At 55.9% G+C, this 17,590-nt stretch carries 18 protein-coding genes and 1 tRNA gene; 5 read left to right on the top strand and 14 right to left on the bottom strand.

The window, feature by feature from the left end:
• Positions 1 to 13 precede the first annotated feature (13 nt).
• The 5 genes from miaA (at position 14) to HEQ34_RS07980 (ending at position 5,129) form a co-directional block, all read left to right on the top strand.
• Positions 14 to 916 (top strand): tRNA (adenosine(37)-N6)-dimethylallyltransferase MiaA, encoded by a 903-nt coding sequence (gene miaA, locus HEQ34_RS08000; RefSeq protein WP_296199477.1) that lies wholly within the window; start codon positions 14 to 16, stop codon positions 914 to 916.
• Positions 917 to 1,017: 101 nt separating this feature from the next.
• Positions 1,018 to 2,760, top strand: a complete 1,743-nt coding sequence (locus HEQ34_RS07995) for an acetolactate synthase 3 large subunit (protein ID WP_296199475.1) — start codon at positions 1,018 to 1,020, stop codon at positions 2,758 to 2,760.
• Positions 2,760 to 3,275 carry an acetolactate synthase small subunit gene (gene ilvN, locus HEQ34_RS07990; RefSeq protein ID WP_296199474.1) on the top strand — a complete coding sequence of 172 codons (516 nt, stop codon included), beginning with the start codon at positions 2,760 to 2,762 and terminating at the stop codon, positions 3,273 to 3,275. Before HEQ34_RS07995 ends, ilvN begins: the two co-directional genes overlap by 1 nt.
• A 126-nt stretch (positions 3,276 to 3,401) precedes the next feature.
• Entirely contained in the window at positions 3,402 to 4,421 is a 1,020-nt protein-coding gene (gene ilvC / locus HEQ34_RS07985) for a ketol-acid reductoisomerase (RefSeq protein WP_296199472.1), read from the top strand.
• Positions 4,422 to 4,499: 78 nt separating this feature from the next.
• Complete coding sequence (locus tag HEQ34_RS07980; protein ID WP_296199471.1) at positions 4,500 to 5,129, top strand: YceI family protein; 630 nt, start codon at positions 4,500 to 4,502, stop codon at positions 5,127 to 5,129.
• Between the two features lie 310 nt (positions 5,130 to 5,439).
• Here HEQ34_RS07980 and HEQ34_RS07975 read toward each other — a convergent pair whose 3' ends face one another.
• The 14 genes from HEQ34_RS07975 to fabZ all read right to left on the bottom strand — a co-directional run bounded on the left by HEQ34_RS07975 (position 5,440) and on the right by fabZ (position 17,587).
• Positions 5,440 to 6,411 carry a nitronate monooxygenase family protein gene (locus tag HEQ34_RS07975; RefSeq protein ID WP_296199469.1) on the bottom strand — a complete coding sequence of 324 codons (972 nt, stop codon included), beginning with the start codon at positions 6,409 to 6,411 and terminating at the stop codon, positions 5,440 to 5,442.
• Between the two features lie 152 nt (positions 6,412 to 6,563).
• Positions 6,564 to 8,234, bottom strand: coding sequence for a 2-isopropylmalate synthase (leuA, locus tag HEQ34_RS07970; protein WP_296199467.1), 1,671 nt, complete (start codon positions 8,232 to 8,234; stop codon positions 6,564 to 6,566).
• A 240-nt stretch (positions 8,235 to 8,474) separates the two neighbouring features.
• A complete protein-coding gene (locus HEQ34_RS07965; protein ID WP_296199465.1) occupies positions 8,475 to 10,412 on the bottom strand; it encodes a potassium transporter Kup in 1,938 nt (645 codons plus the stop codon).
• Between the two features lie 129 nt (positions 10,413 to 10,541).
• On the bottom strand, positions 10,542 to 11,198 hold the full coding sequence (locus HEQ34_RS07960; RefSeq protein WP_296199463.1) for a hypothetical protein: 657 nt from the start codon (positions 11,196 to 11,198) through the stop codon (positions 10,542 to 10,544).
• Positions 11,195 to 11,596, bottom strand: a complete 402-nt coding sequence (locus HEQ34_RS07955) for a cytochrome c-type biogenesis protein (RefSeq protein WP_296199461.1) — start codon at positions 11,594 to 11,596, stop codon at positions 11,195 to 11,197. Before HEQ34_RS07955 ends, HEQ34_RS07960 begins: the two co-directional genes overlap by 4 nt.
• The gene (locus tag HEQ34_RS07950; RefSeq protein WP_296199459.1) at positions 11,593 to 12,123 is read right to left on the bottom strand and encodes a DsbE family thiol:disulfide interchange protein; all 531 of its coding nucleotides are present in this window, start codon (positions 12,121 to 12,123) and stop codon (positions 11,593 to 11,595) included. Before HEQ34_RS07950 ends, HEQ34_RS07955 begins: the two co-directional genes overlap by 4 nt.
• Entirely contained in the window at positions 12,120 to 14,051 is a 1,932-nt protein-coding gene (locus tag HEQ34_RS07945; RefSeq protein WP_296199456.1) for a heme lyase CcmF/NrfE family subunit, read from the bottom strand. The genes HEQ34_RS07950 and HEQ34_RS07945 overlap by 4 nt, the downstream gene beginning before the upstream one ends.
• Before the next feature lie 27 nt (positions 14,052 to 14,078).
• Complete coding sequence (gene ccmE / locus HEQ34_RS07940; protein WP_296199454.1) at positions 14,079 to 14,528, bottom strand: cytochrome c maturation protein CcmE; 450 nt, start codon at positions 14,526 to 14,528, stop codon at positions 14,079 to 14,081.
• Positions 14,525 to 14,656 (bottom strand): heme exporter protein CcmD, encoded by a 132-nt coding sequence (ccmD, locus tag HEQ34_RS07935; RefSeq protein ID WP_296199452.1) that lies wholly within the window; start codon positions 14,654 to 14,656, stop codon positions 14,525 to 14,527. The genes ccmE and ccmD overlap by 4 nt, the downstream gene beginning before the upstream one ends.
• Positions 14,656 to 15,372 (bottom strand): heme ABC transporter permease CcmC, encoded by a 717-nt coding sequence (ccmC, locus tag HEQ34_RS07930; RefSeq protein WP_296199449.1) that lies wholly within the window; start codon positions 15,370 to 15,372, stop codon positions 14,656 to 14,658. Before ccmC ends, ccmD begins: the two co-directional genes overlap by 1 nt.
• Positions 15,373 to 15,424: 52 nt before the next feature.
• A complete protein-coding gene (locus HEQ34_RS07925; protein ID WP_296199447.1) occupies positions 15,425 to 16,456 on the bottom strand; it encodes an amino acid dehydrogenase in 1,032 nt (343 codons plus the stop codon).
• A 111-nt stretch (positions 16,457 to 16,567) separates the two neighbouring features.
• Positions 16,568 to 16,644: transfer RNA gene (locus HEQ34_RS07920), tRNA-His, on the bottom strand.
• Positions 16,645 to 16,741: 97 nt separating this feature from the next.
• The gene (rpmE, locus tag HEQ34_RS07915) at positions 16,742 to 16,969 is read right to left on the bottom strand and encodes a 50S ribosomal protein L31 (protein ID WP_295443769.1); all 228 of its coding nucleotides are present in this window, start codon (positions 16,967 to 16,969) and stop codon (positions 16,742 to 16,744) included.
• Positions 16,970 to 17,125: 156 nt separating this feature from the next.
• Positions 17,126 to 17,587: a 3-hydroxyacyl-ACP dehydratase FabZ gene (gene fabZ / locus HEQ34_RS07910; protein ID WP_296199446.1), complete on the bottom strand. Its 462-nt coding sequence runs from the start codon at positions 17,585 to 17,587 to the stop codon at positions 17,126 to 17,128.
• Between the last annotated feature and the right edge of the window lie 3 nt (positions 17,588 to 17,590).

The raw sequence follows: 17,590 nt of genomic DNA, 5'->3' as shown, positions 1-17,590 counted from the left end.
GAATCCTCAAAATATGGTCGCGCTTATTGCGGGTCCGACGGCAAGCGGCAAGACGGCATTCGCGCTGCATCTGGCCCGATCCGGCAATTTCGAGATAATCAACGCCGACAGCGCGCAAGTATATTCTGATCTCCCCATATTAAGCGCCCAGCCCACAGCCGATGAACAACGCAGTGTTCCGCACCATCTGTTTGGTTATATCGACGGCATCACACATTGCTCTGCCGCGCGCTGGGCAACGGATGCAAAGCACATTATTGCCCAGGCCCATGCGAGAGGCGTAACCCCGATATTGGTTGGCGGTAGTGGCCTATATATCCGCACCTTGCTTGACGGCATTGCGCCCATTCCGGAGGTCGACCCTGAATTGCGCGCCACAATACGCGCAATGCCAGTGGATCAGGCCTATGTCGCGCTGCAAATATATGATGCGTCCGTTGCCGCAACCTTGGCCCCCACGGATGTCAGCCGCATCACCCGGGCGCTTGAGGTCGTGCAAAGCACCGGACGCAGCATATTGGCATGGCGCGCAACCAAGACAGGGGGGATATCCGCAGACATCTGTTTGCGGCCTTTGTTGCTCTTACCCCCGCGCGATTGGCTATACGACCGCTGCGACACACGCTTTGAAGGGATGATGGAGCGTGGTGCAATTGATGAAGTGGAGGCGTTGCTTGCCCGCAATCTGCCGCAAGATGCGCCCGTAATGCGCGCCATCGGCGTGCCCGAGATTTCGGCCTATCTTAAAGGCACGATTTCGCGGGCGGAAGCGATCAAGCTAGGCCAGATCGCCACCAGGCAATATGCAAAACGGCAGTATACTTGGTTTCGCAATCAGGCCCCAGCGGATTGGCAGCGTGTAAACGCAATAATAAATGATTCAAACATAGATAAATTTGAAATAATATTTCAATGAATGTATTTGACAAGTCATTTTCTAATTATTAGCTAGCGCGCTCTTGCTTACCCTATTGCAGTGCAACATAGGAAAGCGGCTTAACTCATAAGGACTGTCCAGTGCCCGAAAAATCCGGCGCAGAAATTTTGATTGATACCCTGATTGAACAGGGCGTAGACACCATATTCGGTTATCCCGGTGGTGCAGTATTGCCCATTTACGATGCTTTATTTCAGCAGAAGAAGATTAAACATGTCCTCGTCCGGCATGAGGCGGGCGCCGCGCATGCGGCAGAGGGTTATGCGCGCGCAACGGGCAAGCCCGGCGTTGTGCTAGTCACATCCGGCCCCGGCGCCACCAATGCCGTTACCGGTATTGCCGATGCATTTCTGGATTCCATTCCTTTGGTCGTCCTGACGGGACAGGTTGCGACTAATTTAATCGGTACCGATGCCTTTCAGGAGGCCGATACCGTTGGCATTACGCGCCATTGTTCAAAACATAATTATTTGGTGAAAGACCCTGCCGAACTCGCAACGGTCGTGCGGGAGGCTTTTGCCATCGCCACCAAAGGACGTCCCGGTCCGGTTGTCATCGACATTCCAAAAAATGTGCAGGTCGCGAAGGCTGCAACCGATGTGAAGCGCCCTACCCGGTCGCGCTTTACCTATGCGGGTGAGGCTGACTATGCGGAAATCAACCGCGCGGTCGAATTGATTGCTAACGCCAAGGCGCCGATACTGTACACGGGCGGCGGCATCATCAATTCAGGCCCTGCCGCCAGCGAAGCGCTGCGAGAGTTAGCGGAATTGACCGGAGCGCCCGTCACATCCACCCTCATGGGCCTTGGCGCATATCCCGCCTCCGGTGACGCCTGGTTGGGTATGTTGGGCATGCACGGCACATATGAGGCCAATATGGCCATGAACCAATGCGATGTCATGGTCTGCCTCGGCGCGCGCTTTGACGACCGCGTAACGGGCCGCTTGGACGCCTTTTCACCCGACAGCGTCAAAATCCATGTCGATATCGACCGCAGTTCGATGAACAAGACCGTGCGCGTTGACCTGCCTATCGTCGCTGACGTTGGCACGGCCATGCGTCAGATGATCGATGTATGGAAAGGCCGGAAAACCAAAAAACAGCCGCTGACCGAATGGTGGTCACGCATCACGGGTTGGCGCGCCGTTGACTGCCTAAGCTACCCCGGCAGCACGCAGGAAATCATGCCGCAATATGCGATACAACGCCTGTTTGCAGCCACCAAGGACAAAGCCCCGATTATTACGACCGAAGTTGGCCAGCATCAAATGTGGGCGGCACAGCATTTCCACTTTGATGCGCCGAACAAGTGGCTGACCAGCGGCGGGCTTGGCACCATGGGCTATGGACTGCCTGCCGCAATTGGCGCGCAAATGGGTCATCCTGACGCGCTTGTGATCGACATCGCCGGTGAGGCATCGATCCAGATGAACATTCAAGAGATGGCAACCGCAACACAATATCGCTTGCCGGTGAAGGTCTTCATCCTCAACAATGAATGGATGGGCATGGTGCGCCAATGGCAAGAGCTGACCTATGAAAGCCGCTATTCCGAAAGCTATTCGGACAGCCTGCCCGATTTCGTCGCGCTGGCCGAAGCTTATGGCTGGAAAGGCATTCGTTGCGCTGACCCGGCCAAGCTTGATGATGCCATCGCCGAGATGCTGGCGCATGACGGGCCAGTGATGTTCGATTGCCGTGTGCACAAAACGTCAAACTGTTTCCCGATGATCCCATCGGGCGCAGCGCATACGGACATGATCCTGCACGCGGATCAGGTTTCGGGCACCATGGATGACGAAGCAAAGGCGCTCGTATAATGCATATCAAGCAAGAACTTACCGAACGGCATGTGCTGACGCTCACCGTCGATAATGAAGCGGGCACGCTGGCGCGGATCGCCGGCATGTTTACCTCGCGCGGGTATAATATCGACAGCCTTACTGTGGCTGATATCAGCGAAGACCATGCAACAAGCCGGATAACCATCGTCACCAAAGGCCCGCCCCCCGTGATCGACCAGATCATCGCGCAATGCGAACGCCTTATTCCCGTGCACAAAGTCACTGACCTCACCGAAGCTGGGCCGCATGTCGAGCGGGAACTTGCATTGGTCAAAGTCAGCGGCGCGGGCGATCAACGCGTTGAGGCCATGCGCCTTGCCGATATTTACCGCGCGCGCGTCATCGACGCCACGATCAACAGCTTCATTTTTGAAATCACGGGTGGCCCTGAAAAGATCGACACGTTTGTAACGTTAATGCGCGAAGTCGGGCTGGTCGAAGTTGGCCGGACCGGGATTGTTGGCCTGATGCGGGGTGCCGGGGTCAGTTAACTAAGATATCGTCATCCTGAACGCGCTTGAACAACGGGCACTGCGTTCCAGGGTTTTGAAAATACGCCGTTGAAAGTAAGACCCTGAAACACGTTCAGGGTGACGGCAACGAAGAAGGACGGAAGAATGAAAGTATATTATGACGCCGATTGCGACTTGGGCCTTATCAAAGACAAAAAGGTCGCGATTGTAGGCTATGGTAGCCAGGGCCATGCCCATGCGCAAAATCTGCGTGACAGCGGCGTGGCGGATGTCGCTATCGCCCTGCGTGCGGGATCGGCGACCGCTAAAAAGGCGGAAGCGGCTGGGTTCAAGGTTTTGGCCAATGCCGACGCTGCGGCTTGGGCGGATATCCTTATGGTGTTGGCACCCGATGAACATCAGGCCGCAATTTACGCCGATGATCTGCATGCAAACATGAAACCCGGCGCGGCTTTGGCCTTTGCTCATGGCCTCAATATCCATTTCGGCCTGATTGAGCCGCGCGCCGACATTGACGTTATCATGATCGCACCCAAGGGCCCCGGCCACACCGTGCGCAGCGAATATCAAAAGGGTGGCGGCGTGCCGTGCCTGATCGCAGTTGCGCAAGACTCAAGCGGCAATGCCCATGACATCGCGCTTGCGTATGCAAGCGGCGTCGGCGGCGGACGCAGCGGTATCATCGAAACCAACTTCCGCGAAGAATGCGAAACCGATTTGTTCGGTGAACAGGCCGTGTTGTGCGGCGGTATCACGCACCTTATCCAGGCCGGTTTCGAGACACTGACCGAGGCGGGCTATGCACCAGAAATGGCCTATTTCGAATGCTTGCATGAAACCAAGCTGATCGTCGACCTTCTGTATGAAGGCGGCATTGCCAACATGCGCTATTCGATTTCGAATACCGCAGAATATGGGGACATCACCACGGGTCCCCGGATCATCACCGACGAAACCAAGGCGGAAATGAAGCGGGTTCTGGCGGACATTCAATCGGGGCGTTTCGTCAAGAATTTCGTGCTCGATAACCGCGCTGGTCAGCCAGAATTGAAGGCCGCACGCAAGGCAGCGGCAGCGCATCCAATTGAGGAAACGGGCGCAAAGCTGCGCGCGATGATGCCATGGATTGCAAAGAATAAATTGGTGGATCAGGCGAAGAACTAATCTCTTTTTCCCGACTTGACTCATTTGGGGGAGGCATCGACACTGATGCCTCCCTTTTTTGATGTCAGGAGCAGACTCATGCGTAAGCTTTTATGTGCCCTTCCCCTTCTGTTTGCGGTGCCTTTGATCGCGCAAAGCGCCCCGCAAGTGCCCGGAACAATGGACGTCGCCCGCGTTACCGCGGGAACCTACAACACCGACCCCGGCCATACATTGATCGGCTGGCGCGTTAGCCATTTTGGTTTCAACGATTATTTCGGCATTTTCGGCGATGCGACCGGAACGCTGATACTTGACCCCGCCAACCCGAATGCCGCCAAGGTGGATATCACTATTCCCGTCGGCAAGGTCACGACCGCCAGTGCTGGCCTGACGGGGCATCTGCTGCGCGCGGGCAAGGACGGCGGCAAGGCCGACTTTTTTGGCCCTGCCCCAACCGATGCCAAATTCGTTTCAACCCGCGTCGTGGTATCCGGCACCACCGCCAAAATCACCGGCGACCTCACGCTGAACGGCGTCACCAAGCCAGTCGTTCTGGACGCCACATTTTCAGGGGCCGGCAATAACCCGTTCAACAAGAAAGCCACCGTCGGCTTTCACGCCACCGCCGTCATCAAACGCAGCGCATTCGGCATAAGCTATGCCGTTCCGATGATTTCGGATGAGGTAACGCTGGACATCAGCGTCGCGTTTGAAAAGGCCAGCTAAGGTCTAAATATTCTCACGCAAAGCCGCAAAGCCGCAAAGGCGCAAAGAGAAGAAGATAAGGAAAATCTTCTTCTTTGTGTCTTTGCGGCTTTGCGTGATAAAAATTTCTTTGGTTTGCGCCATTCAACGAGCGCTATTGTGGTTTGAACCAGATATCAACGCGGTCCTCGCAAAAGGAGACGCACGTCTGTTATATTGTCACCCCCGACTTGATCGGGGGTCCATGGTCTGACCCGTCGGTTTACACGTCTACCGCAGGCCATGTATCCCCGCATGCGCGACGATGACAGAGTTTATCACCGAAGCGCGCTTACCCCAAATAGCGCGCATCAAGGCTCGCTTTTGCCGCGCGATATTCGGCCTCAAGCTGATCCACGAATTGCGCGACGGTTTGGACTTCTTTGATCGCGCCAATACCTTGGCCTGATCCCCAAATATCTTTCCACGCCTTGGCTTCGCTATTGCCGCCGGAACCGAAGTTCATCGTCGAAATATCGCCCTTGGGCAGGTTGTTCGGGTCCATACCGGCGCGCTCAATCGATTGGCGCAGATAGTTTCCGCTGACGCCCGTGAACAGGTCGGAATAGACAATGTCGGCGGCCTTCGCGTCCACGATATCTTCCTTATAACCGTCTACGGCATTGGCTTCCTTGGTTGCGATGAACGCGCTGCCGATATAGCCAAAGTCTGCGCCCATGGCCTGCGCCGCGAGGACGGAGGCACCATGCGCGATAGAACCGGACAGAGCGACAGGCCCGTCAAACCATTCGCGGATTTCGCGCATCAACGCAAAGGGCGACGTCACGCCCGCATGGCCGCCAGCACCCGCCGCAACGGGAATGAGGCCGTCGGCGCCCTTTTCAATCGCCTTATGCGCGAAACGGTCGTTGATGACGTCATGGAAGGCAATCCCGCCCCAGCTATGCACGGCTTTGTTCAATTCCTCCTGCGCGCCCAGCGAGGTAATGGTAATGGGCACCTGCCATTTGGCGCACACGGCAATATCTTCCTGCAGCCGGTTGTTGGATTTATGGACAATCTGATTCACCGCATAAGGCGCGGCAGGACGATCAGGATTGTCGCGGTTATGTGCCGCCAGCTCTTCGGTAATCTGATGCAGCCATTCGTCCAACTGGCTTGCAGGGCGCGCATTCAGCGCCGGAAACGACCCGACAACCCCCGCCTTACACTGCGCGATGACCAGTTCCGGCCCGGACACGATGAACAGCGGTGAGCCGATCACTGGAAGTCGAAGATTATCGAAAATTGCCGGAAGTGCCATGCGTCGAATCCCTTGTTAATATATTGGTTAAATACGGGTTAGCCACAGCGGGTCGTGGCTGTCAAATCCACCTTTTTGAAGAGGCCGTTCCGTAGGGTAACGTCGCCAGAGGGGCACCACGACCTAATCGCCGTGCGCACCCTCAATATAACCTAAGCCCCGTTAGCAGCGCTTAGAATGGCTCTGACGGACGCTGTGGCCACGTCCTGACTTATACCGACGCCAAATATAATCGGACCGTCGCCAACGCGGCATTCGACATAAGCGGCGGCGCGGGCATCGGTGCCATGGCCAATGGCGTGTTCGCTATAGTCGATGATGTCCAGCCGCCCACCCAGCGCGTGCTCCAATGCGTTGGCAAGGCTGGAAATCAAGCCGTTGCCCCGTCCGCTGACGCTTTGTTCAACGCCATCTATGCGGATATTACCCGCAAATATGCGCTCGTCCTTTTGCCGCTGGCTTTGGGTTTCGTGGAAATCGATTAACCGGAACCGGCCATCACCCTTTAGATAATAACGTTTTTCAAACGCCTCCCAAATGTCACTGCTGGTCAGTTCGCGCCCGGTCGTGTCGGACAATGTTTGCACCGTGGTCGAAAAATTCACCTGCATCCGTTTGGGCAGCTTCAAACCTTGGTCCTGCTCGATCACCCAAGCCACGCCGCCCTTGCCGCTTTGCGAATTCACGCGGATCACGGCTTCATAACTGCGGCCCAAATCGGCGGGATCAATCGGCAAATAGGGCACGCGCCAGATTTCGTCATTCTGCCGTTCTTGCGCCGCGAACCCTTTTTTAATCGCGTCTTGATGCGACCCTGAAAAGGCGGTGAATACCAATTCGCCGGCATAGGGATGCCGCGGGTGTACAGGCAATTGGTTGCAGTATTCAACCGTTTGGATAACTTCATCAATATCGCTGAAATCGAGGCCGGGGTTCAGCCCTTGGGTATACATGTTCAGCGCCAGCGTCACCAAATCGACATTGCCGGTGCGCTCGCCATTGCCAAACAAACACCCTTCGATGCGGTCTCCGCCTGCCAGCAAGCCCAATTCGGCGGCTGCGATGCCGCTGCCCCGGTCGTTGTGCGGATGCAGGCTGATGACTACATGGTCGCGCGCGCTGATATGGCGGCACATCCATTCAATTTGATCGGCATAGACATTGGGCATGGCGGCCTCAATCGTCGCTGGCAAATTGAGGATCAGTGGCTTTGCCGCCGTGGGTTGCAACACGTCCATCACCGCCTCGCACACCTCAAGGCTGAATTCGAGCTCAGCCGTGGAGAATGTTTCGGGGCTATATTCAAAATGCCAATCGGTTTGCGGATATTTCGCCGCTTGCTCTTTCAATATGCTTGCGCCTTCGATAGCAATCGCCTTCACGCCCGCTTTGTCGAGGTTAAAGACAATATCGCGCCACGCAGGGCTGACCGCATTGTAGAGATGGACAATTGCCCGCGGCGCGCCGGCCATGCTCTCAAACGTTTTTTCAATCAGGTCACGCCGTGACTGCGTCAGGCTTTGTATCGTAACGTCATCGGGAATGCGTCCGCTGTCGACGAGATCGCGAATAAAATCGAAATCGGTGGCACCCGAACTTGGGAAGCCAACCTCAATCTCTTTTACGCCGACCTTCAGCAGCAGGTCGAAAAAGCGTTTCTTCTTCTCTGCCCCCATGGGGTCAATGAGCGCTTGGTTTCCATCGCGCAGGTCAGTGGAAAGCCAGCGCGGCGCGCGGTCGATGGTCCGCGTCGGCCATATGCGGTCGGGCAGATCAATTTGGGGGAAGGGTCGGTATTTACGCGATGGGTCGGAAAGCATCATGATATATGGCAACTTCGCTGAGACGCCCAGCTAAGGGCTAAATTTGGCGGTGGTAAAGCCCTTAGGCGGGTTGCCGAACATGGTCGGCAAAACAGGCACGCCTAAGGGCGTGTAAGTCGTAGTAGGAGAAGCGAAGGCACGTTGCGCGATTTCATAACATGTCCGCGTTAGCCATATCGAGCAACATTCGTCCAGTCTTAAAATGCGTTGGGGTTGTTTAATTGCGAAAACTAGGGCGCGTCAGATTTCAACCTGGCTTCCCAGTTCAACCACGCGATTGCTTGGCAATTTGAAAAACTCCATTGCATTGGCCGCATTGCGCAGCATCCAGGAGAAAATCTTTTCCCGCCAGATCGCCATGCCGGGTATTTTGGATGCGATCAATGTCTGACGCGACAGGAAAAAGCTGGTGTGCATCATGTCAAATTTGGGACCGCACAAATCAACTAAGTCGAGGGTGGCTGGCACATTCGTCTCTTCCAAAAAGCCAAAGCGCATTTTTACGCGGTAAAAACCTTCACCCAAATCCTTACAGATTATACGGTCAGAGCTAATAACATAAGGCACATCCTCAATCTGCACGGTCAGGATGATGACACGTTCATGCAAGATGCGGTTGTGCTTGATGTTATGGAGCAAAGCCGAAGGAACGCCGCTCGCTGCCGACGCCATAAATATCGCCGTCCCCGGAACGCGGGTCGCACTATTGGCGGCGGATTTGATAAAAATGTCCATCGGCATGGTGCTTTCCGCCATGCGCTCGCGCATCAATGCCCGCCCGCGTGACCATGTGGTCAACAATGTGAAAATCACCAAACCAATTACCAAAGGCACCCATCCGCCCGATGGAACCTTTAACAAATTGGCGCCCAAATAGGCAAAGTCGACGATGAAGAACAAAGCGAGGATCGGCAGCGCTTTCCACTTTGGCCATTTCCACAGCGACAGCAGGACGACCGCGATCAAACATGTGTCGATGAACATCGCGCCCGTCACCGCAATACCATAAGCTGCGGCAAGGTTGGACGATGACCGGAAAAATAGCACCAGCAACAAAACCATCACCGCAAGGCCCCAGTTAATCGCCGGAATGTAAATCTGCCCAGCGGCTTTCTCACTGGTGTGTAATATGCTGAGGCGTGGCATGAAGCCCAACTGGATTGCCTGCTGCGTCAGTGAAAACGCGCCGGAAATAACGGCTTGGCTGGCGATAACGGCCGCCATGATGGTGAGGAAAATGACAGGGGTGCTTATCAGCTCCGGCACCATCAGGAAGAATGGATCACGAATGGCGGCCTGTGCCTCTTCAGGGCTCATCGACAATATCATTGCCCCCTGCCCCATGTAATTGAGCATCAGCGCGGGCAGCACGAAGAACAGCCAACTAAACTTGATGGGCCGCCGACCGAAATGCCCCATATCGGCATACAGCGCCTCCGCACCCGTCACAGCCAGCACAACAGTGCCCATCGCGACAAAGGCCCGAAAACCGTCAATATAGAAAAAATAGAACGCATTCATCGGGTTCAAAACGTCTAATATGATCGACGGCATCTTAGTCAAATGCATCAGACCCAAGCCTGCCAATGTCGCGAAATAGACCAGCATGATTGGCCCAAACCAAGCCCCCACCTTCGCCGTCCCGCGTGATTGGAATGCAAATAGTGCGCCGATGATGACAACAGCGATTGGCAATATCCATGCGCTAAAGCCTTCGTTCACATATTTCAGGCCTTCGGCCGCCGACAAAATCGACATGGCAGGCGTGATCATGGAATCGCCATAAAATAGCGCAGTTGCAAATACCCCGAGCATGACAAAAGGCGCAGTCCATTTCGCGCCAGCCGTCTGTCGGTTGATGAGCGCCAACAAGGCAAGGCTTCCGCCCTCGCCCTTGTTGTCGGCTTTCATGATGGTGAATACATATTTGAACGTCACGACGATCATCATTGACCAGAACACGAGGCTCAACACGCCTTTGATGTGCAACGGGTCGGGCGTTATCGGGTGGTGCCCGGCAAAGGTTTCACGGAACGCATAAATCGGGCTGGTGCCGATATCGCCGAAGACAACGCCAACAGTGCCCACGCATAAAGCCAGCAGCGAGCCTTTTGGGGCATGGCTGTGACTGTGATCCTGGTCACTATGACCAAAATCGTCTGCTTGCGGTCCAACCATATTGCTTCCCCGGCTTTCGCCCCAAACGCCACGTTTCCCGTGACTGGGGCGCGGGCAATAGCATGGAGCACTGCCCTTCACAACACAGCAATGCTGCGTTCAAAAACTATAAAAATATTTGATAATCAATTACTTGGAAGTGATATTTGATTCTGCTTGTGTCGCTTGCGCTTGTAGGGCCTTTGCCGCCTGCAGTTGCGACTCAATCCGCGTTTTCCATTTGGCTTTCGGTGTCGCCAGTGAAACAGTTTTTTCCCAGAGTAAAACCGCTCCATCAAGGTCGCCTGCAAACAATCGCGCAAGTCCCGCAAAATAATAAGGCGCAGGATGTTTAGGCCGAATTGCCCGCGCTTTATCGAACGCCAATACTGCGGGCGGCGACATTTGTCCCTCACTGGCCAGCATCAATTGCAGGCCAAGTGCGGACCATAAATCGGCATTTTGCGGCTCAGTGCGTAAGCCTGACTGGATATAAGAGGCAGACAAAGGATAATCACCCTGCTTGGCAAAGGAATCCGCCGTCACGAGCCAACGTTTCGCACTGCCAAAGCTTTCGTCCATATCCGCACGGATCTCGACCAACTGCGTTGCGCCCTCTGCACTGGCCGCCAGAGGCTGTGCTGGCGCTGGCGGTAACGACGGACGTCCCTGCAGCGCATAGCCGGTCATTGCCAACAGAACCGCTGCCGCAGCAACCTGCCACAACCCCTTTGACGACCGCACGCAATAACCCAACACTGATAGGCTGAGGAGCGATAACAACGCGAGTGCAAGCCAACCGTTCATGTGCGCCTCCGAAACAACCCGCGGGCAAGCCAAATTGCGGCAAAGAATATCAAGAAGGGCGCGATCCAGAGCAAAAGTCCTGCCCCCTTCATATCGGGTTCAAAACTGACCCATTCACCGTAGCGGTCAATCATCCAGCTTCGAATGGCGTGTGGTTTCTGACCAGCGGCGATTTGTTGACGCACCTCTGCGCGCATGGTGCCGGCCATATCGGCGTCGCTGTCGGCAATAGATTGGCCCTGGCATTGAATGCAGCGCAGGCCGTGCATCAGGCGCATGGCTTGCGCCTCCTGTGCGGGATCGGCGAGCTGCCGGTTGGCCAGCGCGGGCGTTGGGCCGCTACCTTGCGCCCAAACAGGCGCGGCGAGCATCAGCAAAAGCGGCACGAACGTTCTCATTTCGCTGCATTCACTTTTTCAATCAGCATCGGCACATGTTCCGCCCTGATATCGCCAATATGCTGAAACAATATCGTACCGTCGCCGCCGATCACATAGGTTTCGGGAACGCCGGACGACCCAAGCTTTAGCTGCACCGCCAATTCGCTGTCCGAACCAATGCGCCGGAACGGATTGCCAAACTCTGCAAGAAAGGCAGCCACATCCTCCGGCTTGTCACGAATGGCGATGGCGTCAATCTCGACACCCGCCGACTTCAATGCCTCCAGATGCGGTGCCTCTGCCTTGCAAGGCAGGCACCAGCTTGCAAAAATATTAAGCAAACGCGGCTTGCCATCGGCCATGTCTGTATTGGACAAGGCTGGAACGCCCGCCGTTGCAGCGGGCAAGGCAAATTCGGGCAGTTTTTTGCCGATCATTGCCGAATGGACTTGGTCGTCCTTGGGCACCGCAAGGCCATAGATCGCAAGCCCACCAATGAAGGCGACGACCGCAAGCGGTATCCATAACAGCCATGGCCGGTTCATGCGCGTTCCCACTTATTGATAGCAGGCTTCTTGGCGCGCCGGAACATACGGCCAAACAGCGATATCGTGCCACCAAGGGCAATCAGGACGCCGCCATACCAGATGAACGTCACAAATGGCTTCCACCAAAGACGAACTTGCCAACGGCCATCACCTTCTTGGTCCGGCTGCGCGATTACGGCGTATAATTGACCATTCCAGCGGGTCAGCAATGCCGCCTCGCTCGTCTGCATTTCGGGCTTGAAAAACTGCCGCGACTGCGGACGCAGCACAAATGTATCGCCATTTTTACCCGCGACCATTTCGCCTTCAACCGCGACCCAATTGTCACCAACAACCGGTTTAATGTCGCCCAACGTAACTTTCCAGCCAGACACTTCAGCGCTTTCACCCGGCGCAAGCGCGGTGAGGGTTTCTTTCGAAAACCCGGATTCCGCCGCCATGCCAAAGACGCTGACCGCTATGCCGAAATGGGCGATGACCATCCCGAAAACGGGCAAAGGCGTGCGCAGCAATTTGCGCCCCCGCAGCGGCAACCACGCCGCCACCGCAAGAGCCAAGGACAAGGCGATACCAAGCAGCGGGAATATGCCAATATCAGGTGCGAGCTTCCAAACGGCGATCCCGCTGCACAACAGGATCGCGGCCGCGCCGATCAGCCAATATTTGATCCGCATGATGTCGTCCCGCCGCCAGCGCAACATGGGACCAATCAGCAAAGCGAGCATCAACAGCACCATGATGGGCACCGTGGCCTTGTTGAAATATGGCGGCCCGACCGAAATCTTGTCGCCCATGGCTTCTGCCGCCAGCGGATATAGCGTGCCAATCAAAACGACCGCCAGAATGACGCTGAGGAAGATATTATTCGCGACGATACCGCCTTCGCGGCTGATAAGCTGAAACGGCTCACCTTGCTTCACCGTCCCGATGCGCAGGGCAAAAATAACGAAAGCAAGGCCAGTGTACATCAGCATGAGCGCCAGAATGAACGCGCCGCGTTCAGGATCAACGGCAAAGGCATGAACGCTGGTCAATATCCCCGACCGCACGAGGAACGTGCCTGCCATCGACATGGCAAAAGCGACCAGTGCAAGCATGATGGTCCATGCGCGAAGCGCGTTACGGGTGGCCAATACGCTGACCGAATGCAGCAAGGCCGTGGCCGCGAGCCATGGCAACAGCGAAGCATTCTCAACGGGGTCCCAAAACCACCAACCACCCCAGCCCAATTCATAATAAGCCCAATAGCTGCCCGCCGCGATGCCGATGGTGAGGAAAATCCAAGCGGCCAAAACCCATGGTCGCATGGCGCGTGCAAATGCTGGTCCGACCTGGTTGGTCAACAATGCGCCAAGAGCAAAGGAGAAGGCAACCGAAAGGCCTACATAGCCAATATACAAAGTTGGCGGATGAAAGGCGAGGCCAACATCCTGAAGCAATGGGTTAAGCCCTGCGCCTTCCAAAGGCGCGGGCACAAGCCGTTCAAACGGGTTTGATGCAAACAACAGAAATGCAAAGAAACCCAGCGCAATGAAAGCTTGGACCGCAAGTGTCGCATACAAAGTCTTCGCTTCAACCCGTTTTTCCAATAGCGCGATAGCTGCGCCCGATGCGGACAGCACTGCTACCCACAAAAGCATCGAGCCTTCGTGATTGCCCCATGTGCCCGCCAGCTTGAAGATCATCGGCTTGTCGATATGGCTGTTGCTTGCGACCAAAAGCACCGACAGATCGGTCACATAAAACAGCCACATCAACGCGAAAAAGGCAAAAGCGCATAATGCCCCCTGCATATAAGCCGCTGGCTTAATAAGCGGGATCAATTGCCCTGCCCCGCTACGTAACAAGGTCAGTCCGCCAATAAACTGCAGCAACGCCATCGCCGCCGCAAGCCAAAGCGCCGCCAATCCTGCCTCTGCTATCATGTCAAAGCCTTCATTATGCCAGCGCCGTCATTGCGAGAGGGTATCCTTGGTATGTTCAGCCGCATTCATGTCGATGTCGGCCAATTCCTTCGGCACGTAATTTTCATCATGCTTGGCCAGCAAGCTTTCGGCGACGAATATGCGGTCGGGGCGAAGACGACCATCGGCGACAACGCCCGATCCTTCCACGAACAAGTCGGGCGTGATGCCACGATAGGCGACCATTTGCGTGCCGCTTTGGTCCTGCACGATGAACGTTATGGAAACGCCATCGGCGGCGCGGACAATGGAACCCTTCTGCACCATGCCGCCAAGCCTTATGGCTTTTCCAGGCGCGACATTAGCGGCGGCCAAGGTTGTGGGCGTGTAGAAATAGGACGCCTCTTCGCGCAAGGCGGAAGCCGCGATCAGGCCAGCGGCCACCAATGCCACCACAGCAATCAGGGCCAATAACAAACGCTGATGCTTGGGTTTCATGCCTGTTCCCGAAATGCATCTGCCAAAGCCTCGGCGCGACGCATGGAAAGATAGCTGGACAGTATGAGCCAAATCATACCGACGCCCGTGACCGCGAATGACGCGATGATGAAAGGCGCGTGGGGCATTAGCCTTGCGCCATCCGGCGCATCCGCGCTTCAATCCGCATCTCCGCCAATGCTGCGCGCATCCGCATCAGGACGAGCGCGCCGAACAACAGGCTGAAACCCGCGACGGCGACAAACAAAGGCACCAGATAAGCCGTATCAATCGACGAACCACCCAGCGTGATACTCGCCTTTTGATGCTGGCTTTCCCACCAGATTACCGAACGGTTGATAATCGGAATGTTGACCGCGCCAATCACGCCAAAGACCGCCGCCACACGGCTCGTGTCGCCCTTCTCGCTTGAAGCGTTGGAAAGCGCGATATATCCTAGATACAGGAAGAATAAAACCAGCATGGACGTCAATCGACCATCCCAGACCCACCAGGTGCCCCATGTTGGCCGTCCCCAGATGGAGCCCGTGATAAGGCAGATCGCCGCAAAGGTCGCTCCGGGAACAGCGATGGCACGGGCAGCAACACCCGCCAACGGGTGTCGCCATACCAATTGCACGATGCTGGCAATCGCAATGCCCGTCCACCCCCCCATGCCCAGCCAAGCGGCGGGAACATGGACGAAAAGGATTTTGACGGTATCGCCCATCAAACGTTCTGTTGGCGTAAAAAACACACCCCAAATGCAAGCGCCGAGCACGAGCAGTAGCCCTGGCCAGAATAATGCTGCGGTGAGCGGCTTTGCGATACGCAAGAATCGGGCAGGATTGGCAAAGCGATGCATGATTAAGCAGCGCCTTTAGCACTGCAAAAGCGTTACGCCAACGGATTTGCGATCATCTGCCAATAAGCTTTTGCGCCATATTGTCTGCAACTTCGGCAGGGGTCAGCCCGGTCGAATCACTTTCGGACCAGATGGCCGAAAGACGCCCCGGAATGGCGTCGATGCGCCTGTTGATTTCCGCGTCATCGGCATTTTCTATCTGGCGTAAAACATTGATAATGCCGCCTGCGTTGATGACATAGTCCGGCGCGTAGAGGATGCCCCTATCCGCCAACATCCGGTCCTCTCGACCACTGGCCAATTGGTTGTTCGCGCCGCCAGCAATCGCGCGAACTTTTAAGGCGTTCACGCTGGCTTGCGTAACTATGGCCCCCAAAGCACATGGGCTGAAGATATCTGCATCGACGGTCATGATCGCGTCGGCAGCAACGCTGGTGCCGCCAAGTTCCGCAGCCAGGTCGGCGGCACGTTGTGCATCGACATCGGCCAATGTCAGCTTTGCCCCTTGTGCCGCAAGATAACGCGCCAGACCGCCGCCAACACTGCCAACGCCCTGAATAGCGACGTGCACGCCCGACATGCTATCGGTGCCAAAAGCATGCTTTGCCGCGGCCTGAACGCCCAGATATACACCGCGCGCCGTATAGGGGCCGGGATCGCCGCCTTGCTCCGGCAGTCCGGCAACATGCGACGTGACCTTCGACAAGGACACCATGTCCGCTTCAGACATGCCGACATCCTGCGCCGTGATATATTTCCCGCCGAGCGAATCCACCGCGCGGGCAAATGCGTCGAGCATATCCTGCTTTTTGGTGCGTGCTGCGTTGGCAAGAATGACTGCTTTGCCGCCGCCGGCAGAAAGCCCCGCCATCGCGTTTTTGTAGCTCATGCCGCGCGACAGGCGCAGCGCATCTGTAATCGCGGCCTGGGAATCGCCGTAATGCCAAAAACGGGTTCCGCCCGCAGCGGGCCCCAAATGGGTAGAATGCACCGCGATAACGGCCCTTAGCCCCGTCACACGGTCGTCAAAGACGTGCACCGCCTCGTGCGAGTCAAAATCAGGCAGGTCCCAAATGGCGGGCATGATATATTTCCTTGTGCGAAGAATCGCCCTTGGGCGTTCGGAATCATATTACGTTCACGCGTAATAATATTACGCACGGCAAATGTCACACAGATTTTGGCGTGGAAGAAATGGGGCGACCGAGGGGTCTTGAACCCCCGACCTCTGGTACCACAAACCAGCGCTCTAACCAACTGAGCTACGGTCGCCATAGCGCCACTGAGGCAGGCGCGATCCCGTTTTTCGGTCTAAGCTTAGACCTTGAATTTGTTGTGTGCCGAGCCTTCGCCCGGCACACGGAATATCTTATTTTTTGAGGCTGAGGCCACCAAAACGCTTGTTAAACTGGGCCACGCGGCCACCAGTGTCAAGCATACGGCCCGAACCACCGGTCCATGCCGGGTGCGACGTCGGATCGATATCCAGAGCGAGGGTGTCACCTTCCTTGCCCCAAGTGGAGCGCGTTTCGAAGATGGTGCCATCGGTCATCTGCACCTTGATCATGTGATAATCGGGGTGAATGTCGGCTTTCATATATAAATCCTTTGTTCAGTCACCGGTTTCCGACCGGCAACCCTAAATTCGGAAGCGCCGCGCATAGCGGGGAGCGGACGCGATAGCAACATGGAAATATTGCAGGACGCGGGTGTAGCGGATTTACAACTCCGTGCTATTTACGCTTATGCCTCATTAAGCAGGCGGCTCGGCAATCATCGCCATAAATTCTGCCTCAGCAGCGATTTGGTCGCCCACCATGGCACGCCCGGCAAATTTGCAAACGCGGGCACGTTTCTGCACAAATTCAACATGCAAATGCAAAAGGCATCCCGGCTCAACCGGCGCGCGGAACTTGGCATTGTCGATGGACATGAAATACACAAGCTTGTCCGATCCAATCAACCCAAGGCTTTCCATCGCCAACACACCCGCCGCTTGGGCCAGCGCCTCGACAATCATAACACCCGGCATGATGGGTCTTCCCGGGAAGTGCCCCTGAAAAAACCCTTCATTCATGGTCACGGCCTTGACCGCGCATATACGCTCGTCAACGACAAGCTCTTCTACGCGGTCAACCAACAGCATGGGGTAACGGTGCGGAAGCACCGCCATGACCCGGCGAACGTCATAGTTGCTGAAATCGCCCCCCGACATACA

The organism is Sphingorhabdus sp., assembly GCF_023910635.1.
Classification (GTDB): domain Bacteria; phylum Pseudomonadota; class Alphaproteobacteria; order Sphingomonadales; family Sphingomonadaceae; genus Sphingorhabdus_B.
Note: the sequence above shows the minus strand (reverse complement) of the source record. Positions and strands in the feature narration are given on the sequence as shown.